The 6,729-nt window shown below is 65.4% G+C and carries 4 protein-coding genes and 2 tRNA genes; 1 reads left to right on the top strand and 5 read right to left on the bottom strand.

Going from position 1 to position 6,729, the window contains the following annotated elements; genetic code table 11:
* Positions 1–112: 112 nt before the first annotated feature.
* The 4 genes from ACFU4Z_RS11510 to ACFU4Z_RS11495 form a co-directional block, all read right to left on the bottom strand.
* Positions 113–185: transfer RNA gene (locus ACFU4Z_RS11510), tRNA-Glu, on the bottom strand.
* A gap of 148 nt (positions 186–333) precedes the next feature.
* Positions 334–405 (bottom strand) — tRNA-Gln (locus ACFU4Z_RS11505).
* Positions 406–526: 121 nt separating this feature from the next.
* Positions 527–2,014: a glutamate--tRNA ligase gene (gene gltX, locus ACFU4Z_RS11500; protein WP_379061646.1), complete on the bottom strand. Its 1,488-nt coding sequence runs from the start codon at positions 2,012–2,014 to the stop codon at positions 527–529.
* Between the two features lie 116 nt (positions 2,015–2,130).
* Entirely contained in the window at positions 2,131–2,907 is a 777-nt protein-coding gene (locus tag ACFU4Z_RS11495) for a fumarylacetoacetate hydrolase family protein (RefSeq protein ID WP_379061644.1), read from the bottom strand.
* A gap of 348 nt (positions 2,908–3,255) precedes the next feature.
* On the opposite strand from ACFU4Z_RS11495, the gene ACFU4Z_RS11490 reads away from it, so the two are divergent.
* On the top strand, positions 3,256–4,434 hold the full coding sequence (locus tag ACFU4Z_RS11490; RefSeq protein ID WP_379061641.1) for an MFS transporter: 1,179 nt from the start codon (positions 3,256–3,258) through the stop codon (positions 4,432–4,434).
* A 741-nt stretch (positions 4,435–5,175) separates the two neighbouring features.
* Here ACFU4Z_RS11490 and ACFU4Z_RS11485 read toward each other — a convergent pair.
* Complete coding sequence (locus tag ACFU4Z_RS11485) at positions 5,176–6,183, bottom strand: 3-isopropylmalate dehydrogenase (RefSeq protein WP_379061639.1); 1,008 nt, start codon at positions 6,181–6,183, stop codon at positions 5,176–5,178.
* Between the last annotated feature and the right edge of the window lie 546 nt (positions 6,184–6,729).

Raw genomic sequence — 6,729 nt, 5'->3', positions numbered from 1 at the left:
GGGGGGGGGGGGGCCCCCCCCCCCGCGCGGGGCGTGGGGGTTGCACCCCCACAAAACACGCGGAAACGCGAAAGGCTCATGCTCTCCATGAGCATGAGCCTTCCGCGCGTTGTAGCCCCGACGGGATTCGAACCCGCGCTACCGCCTTGAGAGGGCGGCGTCCTAGGCCGCTAGACGACGGGGCCAGGACTGATCTCCCACTTTCGTGGTGACCATCCGTATGATCTTTCGATCAGTGGAAGCTCGGCTAGCTTAACCGGCCGAAGCTCGGCGACCAAATCGCCGGTTGCTGTTGATCTTTCGGCCGCGAACCGAGGTCGACAACAAACTCCGCTGGGGTACCAGGACTCGAACCTAGAATGGCTGAACCAGAATCAGCTGTGTTGCCAATTACACCATACCCCAATGCACCGGGCGCTCGGCCTCGTGTCTGGCTGACTCCGAGGCCGTGCTTCCTGGCCGAGAAAGAGAGTACCAAACAGCGCCCGGGTAACTACAAATCGGCTGGTCAGCGGCCGGTTTTCGGCTAGACCGACTCGATTGACGCCGTTGCGGTCCACTCTCGGGCCGACCGCAACCGCTCGAGGGTCACCTCCCGGCCGAGCAGCTCCAGCGACTCGTACAGCGGCGGACTGATGTGCGAACCGGTCACCGCGACACGCACCGGCGCGAAGGCTTTGCGCGGCTTGAGCCCCAGATCATCGATGAGCGCCGTTTTCAGCGCTTCCTCGATTGCGGCCGTCGACCATTGCGCCAACGGCTCCAGCGCGGCAATAGCGGCCTGCAATACCGGAGTGGCGTCCGCACCGAGATTCTTTGCCCCTGCGGCCGGGTCGATCGCGAACTCTTCTGCGGGTGCGAACAGGAATCGCAGCAGATCCCACGCATCGGACAACACCACGATTCTGGTCTGCACCAGTTCGGCCGCCGAAGCGAACGTCTTCTCGTCGATTTCGGCGCCGATGCGGTTGTGTTCGGTCAGATACTCACGCAGTCGGTGAGTGAAATCACCATGCTCCAGCAACCGTATATGTTCGGCGTTCAGCGCATCGGCCTTCTTCTGGTCGAAACGAGCCGGATTCGAATTTACTTTCGAAATATCGAAGGCGGCGACCATGTCTGCCATCGAGAACACATCGTGATCGTCCGCGATGCTCCAGCCGAGTAGTGCGAGGTAATTCAGCAAACCCTCGGGGATGAATCCGCGATCGCGATGCGCGAACAGATTCGACTCCGGATCACGCTTGGACAACTTCTTGTTGCCCTGCCCCATCACGAACGGCAGATGGCCGAATTCGGGGGTGAAGTCGGCCACCCCGATCCGGCGCAATGCGCGGTAAAGGGCGAGCTGCCGCGGCGTCGAGGAGAGCAGGTCCTCGCCGCGCAACACGTGGGTGATCTTCATCAGTGCGTCGTCGACCGGGTTGACCAGCGTATAGAGGGGATCACCATTGCCCCGGGTGAGCGCGAAGTCCGGCACGGCGCCCGCCTTGAACGTGGTCTCGCCGCGCACGAGGTCGTGCCAGGTGAGGTCCTCGTCGGGCATCCGCAGCCGAATCACCGCCGGGCGTCCGGCGTCCCGGTAGGCCTCGATCGCCTGGGGCGTCAGATCCCTGTCGAAGTTGTCGTACCCCAGTTTCGGATCGCGGCCCGCAACGCGGTGACGCTCCTCGACTTCCTCAGGCGTGGAAAAGGATTCGTACGCTTCGCCCGCCTCCAGCAACTTCGCCACCACATCGAGATGCAAATCACGCCGCAGCGACTGCCGGTATGGCTCAAACGGGCCGCCGACCTCCGGGCCTTCGTCCCAGGTGAGGCCGAGCCAGCGCAACGCATCCAGAATTGCGCGGTAGGACTCTTCGGAATCGCGTGCCGCATCGGTGTCTTCGATACGGAAGACGAATTTTCCGCCGGTATGGCGGGCGTACGCCCAGTTGAACAGCGCCGTCCGGATGAGGCCGACATGCGGTGTCCCGGTGGGTGACGGGCAGAAACGGACCCGTACTTCAGTCATGGCTCTCTTTCGATGAGGTTGTTTCGAGCGACCCCGCAAGCAATCGCCTGCGGGCCCTTTCGAGCGACCTACAAGTAGTCGCTGACGGACTCTTTCGAGCGACCGGCATGCGGTCGCTAACGCTGTTTAGCCGCAACAGGATTCGTGAGAGTGCCGATGCCCTCGATGGTCACCGACACGTGCTGTCCGGCCTGCACCGGGCCGACACCCTCCGGGGTCCCGGTCAGAATCACATCGCCGGGCAGCAGCGTCATGACGGTACTGACCCACTCGATGAGTTTCGGAATGTCGTGCAGCAGAAGCGAAGTACGGCTGCGCTGGCGAACCTCGCCCTCCAGCTCGGTCACGATCTCCAGATCCGATGGGTCCAAGGAGGTTTCGATCCATGGGCCGAGCGGGCAGAAGGTGTCGTAGCCCTTGCCCCTGGTCCACTGGCCATCGTGACGCTGCTGATCACGGGCAGTGACATCGTTCGCGACGGTATAGCCGAGCACCACGTCCATGGCACGCGCCGCGGGCACGTCCTTGCACGGACGCCCGATCACCACGGCCAGTTCGCCTTCATAGTCGACCTGAGAGGAACTGGGCGGCAAGATGATCGGCGCGTTCGGCCCGATGATCGAGGTATTCGGCTTGAGGAAGATCACCGGATCCTCCGGGGCGGGCCCACCCATCTCGGCCGCGTGTGCGGCGTAATTCTTGCCGATGCACACCACCTTGCTCGCCAGGATCGGCGCGAGCAAGCGCACGTCGGCCAGCGGCCAACTCCGCCCGGTGAACGTCGGCGTACCGAACGGGTGTTCCGCAATCTCCTTGGCGACGGTGCCGCTTCCCTCTCCCTCGATGCTGACGAAAGCGACCCCATCGGGACTGGCAACTCGACCTAGACGCATGACCCGCAGTCTATCCACCACCTTCGACCTGCCCGAACGCGCCTGCACCGGATTTGCGACACCTACGGCAGAGCCTGTTCGCGACCCCGAGAGGCTCACGACCGAGCGACCGTCCCCCGAGTCGAGCGGCTCAGCCCAGCAACCAGTGGCCGAGCGGCCGAGCAGGCCAAGTGCCGAGTGCCCGAGTGGATAGGTGCTGGCAACGTTTGCCCATGTGGCATGCGCGGCCCTGTGACCCGATCGACAGCGCGAACCCGGAAATGGGGTCGCCGACCGGGTGTACGGTGAGACCCGATGTTCATTCAGTGAGAACATGATTCCACATCATGAGATTTCGAGGTGAGGCCGATGGCTACCGTGACCCAGATCCGCGAGGTCCAGCGGTGGTCCATGCTCGGCCTCGGCGTCTTCGCGCAGTCCTCGAGCGCGGTCTTCATCCACGGTGTTCCGTTCCTGCTGCCCGCATTGACCGCAGGCGGCATGCCCTTGGCCACCGCGGGCCTGCTGGTGGCGATGCCCACGGTCGGGCTGGTGTGCACATTGATCGCCTGGGGCTACGTCGTCGATCGCATCGGCGAGCGCAAGGTGCTGGTCGGCGGACCGCTGCTGATGTTGGCGGCGGGAGCCGCGGCCGCGACGGCATCGAACTACGGCGTGCTCGGCGTCCTGTTGTTCTTGGGCGGCATCGGTGCCGCGAGCACCAACGGCGCCAGCGGCCGCGTCATCGTCGGCTGGTTCCCGCCGCAACGGCGTGGGCTGGCGATGGGGATTCGGCAGACCGCACAGCCGTTGGGCGTCGGCGTCGGCGCGCTGGCCATCCCTGCCGTCGCTGCGGCACACGGGGTTTCGGCCGCCATCCTGGTTCCGGCCGCCATGGCGGGTGTCGCCGCGATCGGCTGCCTGATCTGGATCGTCGACCCACCGCGTCCCGAGGGCAGAGCAGCCGATCGAGCCAATCCCTATCGCGGCGACTCCACACTGTGGCGCATCCACGCGGTATCGGTGCTGTTGTGCGTACCGCAGGGCACAGTGTGGACTTTCGCGCTGCTATGGCTGCATCGCGACGTCGGCTGGTCATTGGCGACTGCGGGCGCATTGGTCACCGCAACCCAAATCCTGGGGGCCTTCGGCAGAATCGGCGCAGGGCACTGGTCGGATCGGGTCGGCAGCCGACTGGGTCCATTGCGCACCGTCGCCATCGCTGCCGTGCTCGCCATGTCCGGCCTGGCCTTGACCGCATGGACACATTCCTGGTGGGCAGCCATCCCCCTACTGGTCGCAGCATCGGTAATCACCGTGGCCGACAACGGACTTGCCTTCACCGCCGTCGCCGAAATCGCAGGCCCCTACTGGAGCGGCCGCGGCCTCGGCATCCAGAACACCGGCCAGAACCTCGCCATGGCCGCCATCCCGCCGGCCTTCGGCGCCCTCATCACCGCCACCGGCTTCTCCGCCGCCTACCTGGCCGCCGCCGTCCTGGCAGCAGCCGCCATCCCCCTCGTCCCCACCGAAAACCGAACCGAATAGCAGCCGCGAAAACCCCAGGGACTCCCACTTCCACCACCAAACCCCCGACCGCAACCACAGCTGGTCCTCACACCGGAACCCACTGCCTCCCGCTCAGATCGACGTGAGTGACATGGTGGCTCGCAACGCATCAACGGCTTCCCCTTCCACAACTCGGACAGGCAGGCTCACGGCTTCCAGCGTGAGGACTGGCGGTGGTGGCGTTCACCAACCTTCAACCCCCAGAGCGCGCTGCCCAGTTCTGTTGCCCTCCAAGGGTTTACCCGGGCAATGCGGGGCACGTCACGTAGGTACCCGGCTTCCCCTTCCACAACTCGGGCAAGCAGGCCAACAGCTTTCAGCGTGAGGATCGGCGATGGTGACGTAGTCGAACCTTCACACCACCGGCCCCCGATGGGTTCCGCATCTCGAACCCGCCATGGGTGGCACACGGCTGCGGGAACACCGAGACCCCCACCATGGTGTTCGACTCGGCGAAGACGCACCCACGAAAGGCGATTGGATGCGGCAAACACCGAGACGTCCACCACCAGGCGCTACTCAGCACGGCACACCTACGAGTGGCACGTGACTACGGCACACCGGCCAGCCCACCATGTACCACTAGGCAGAGACGCACGCAGAACACGACGTGGGTGCGGCCACTGCGGAGGACTAACCTGTCATCTTCCGCTCGGCGAAAAGAGAGACACCCAGCCTCCGCGCCTGGATCGGGCGCGGGGGCTGGGGCTGGGTGGCTGGTCAGACTGCGGCGGCGATTCTGTCGCCGACCTCGGTGGTGGAGGCGGTGCCGGTGCGGGACGCGAGGTCCTTGGCTACCGCGGACTCGATGCGGGTCGCTGCTTCGGCGTTGCCGAGGTGGTTGAGCAGTAGGGAGACCGAGAGGATGGCGGCGGTGGGGTCAGCTTTGGACTGGCCGGCGATGTCGGGGGCGCTGCCGTGCACGGGCTCGAACATGCTCGGGTTGGTGCCGGAGGCGTCGATGTTGCCGCTGGCTGCCAGGCCGATGCCACCGCTCACCGCGGCCGCGAGGTCGGTGATGATGTCGCCGAACAGGTTGTCGGTGACGATCACGTCGAAGCGGCCCGGGTCGTTGACCATGTGGATGGTCGCGGCATCGATGTGCTGGTAGGCGATCTGCACGTCGGGGAACTCGGTGGCGACCTCGTCGACGGTGCGCTGCCACAGCGAACCGGCGAAGGTCAGCACGTTGGTCTTGTGCACCAGGGTGAGGTGCTTGCGGCGAGCCTGCGCCTTGGCGAAGGCGTAGCGCACGACGCGTTCGATGCCGAAGCGGGTATTGGTGCTCACCTCGGTGGCGACCTCATGCGGTGTCCGCACCCGAATCGCGCCGCCGGTGCCGGTGTACGGCCCTTCGGTGCCTTCACGCACGACGACGAAATCGATGTCGGGGTTGCCCGACAGCGGGCTGGTCACCCCGGGATACAGCTTCGACGGCCGCAGGTTGACGTGGTGGTCCAGCGCGAACCTGGTGTGCAGCAGCAGCCCGCGCTCGAGCACACCGCTGGGCACCGACGGGTCGCCGATCGCGCCGAGCAGGATCGCGTCGTGCTGCTTGAGCTCCGGCAGCACCGAATCCGGGAGGATCTCGCCGGTCGCGTGGTAGCGCTTGGCACCGAGGTCGTACTCGGTCTTCGCGACGCCGGGGACCACCACGTCGAGCACTTTCAATGCCTCGGCGATGACCTCGGGACCGATTCCGTCACCGGGGATGACAGCAAGCTTCATGACAACAATGCTCCGTTCAGTATTGCCGGTCACCGGCGTCGCCGGGTTCACGGCGAGCTGTACGCGCCCGCCCTGATATTCGGATGTCTTCGCGAATCCGGGCCGACGCCATGCGCCCGCCCGTATCCCATCGAGCGAACAGCAGCAGCATCACCGTACTTGGTGCATCACGACGGTCCATCGTCGGGCGCGGTCATGCTGCGGGTCGGCAGGCCGAAGGGCCGCGATGACGAGACATATCTGCTACCGGCTCTGCACCCACAGGGCAGCGCGACGGTTGCGTAACCGCAACCACCCCAACGATCCGGCGAACCGCCACCAAACGCCAGACCAACCACTACCGTCGCTCACGGTTCGTGGCCCACGCTTCGTTTGCCCAGGCAGTTGCCGCCCGATGCGTCCAGTACATACGTCGCGGGGGGGGGGGGACCTGGGGTGGGGGGGGGGGGGCGTGGGTGGGTTGGAGGGAACTCCGTCACATATAGTAGCGCAGCGGGCCAGGTGAAACGATAAAAGTGGCAGAGGCAGATTGCGCGGTCGAGCGCC

The sequence above is a fragment of the Nocardia sp. NPDC057440 genome, assembly GCF_042802915.1.
Lineage (GTDB): Bacteria > Actinomycetota > Actinomycetes > Mycobacteriales > Mycobacteriaceae > Nocardia.
Note: the sequence above shows the minus strand (reverse complement) of the source record. Positions and strands in the feature narration are given on the sequence as shown.

Bases quoted from the DNA above. Each gene is read 5' to 3' on its own strand.
- gltX (WP_379061646.1), bottom strand. From the start codon at position 2,014: ATGACTGAAGTACGGGTCCGTTTCTGCCCGTCACCCACCGGGACACCG.
- ACFU4Z_RS11495 (WP_379061644.1), bottom strand. From the start codon at position 2,907: ATGCGTCTAGGTCGAGTTGCCAGTCCCGATGGGGTCGCTTTCGTCAGC.
- ACFU4Z_RS11490 (WP_379061641.1), top strand. From the start codon at position 3,256: ATGGCTACCGTGACCCAGATCCGCGAGGTCCAGCGGTGGTCCATGCTC.
- ACFU4Z_RS11485 (WP_379061639.1), bottom strand. From the start codon at position 6,183: ATGAAGCTTGCTGTCATCCCCGGTGACGGAATCGGTCCCGAGGTCATC.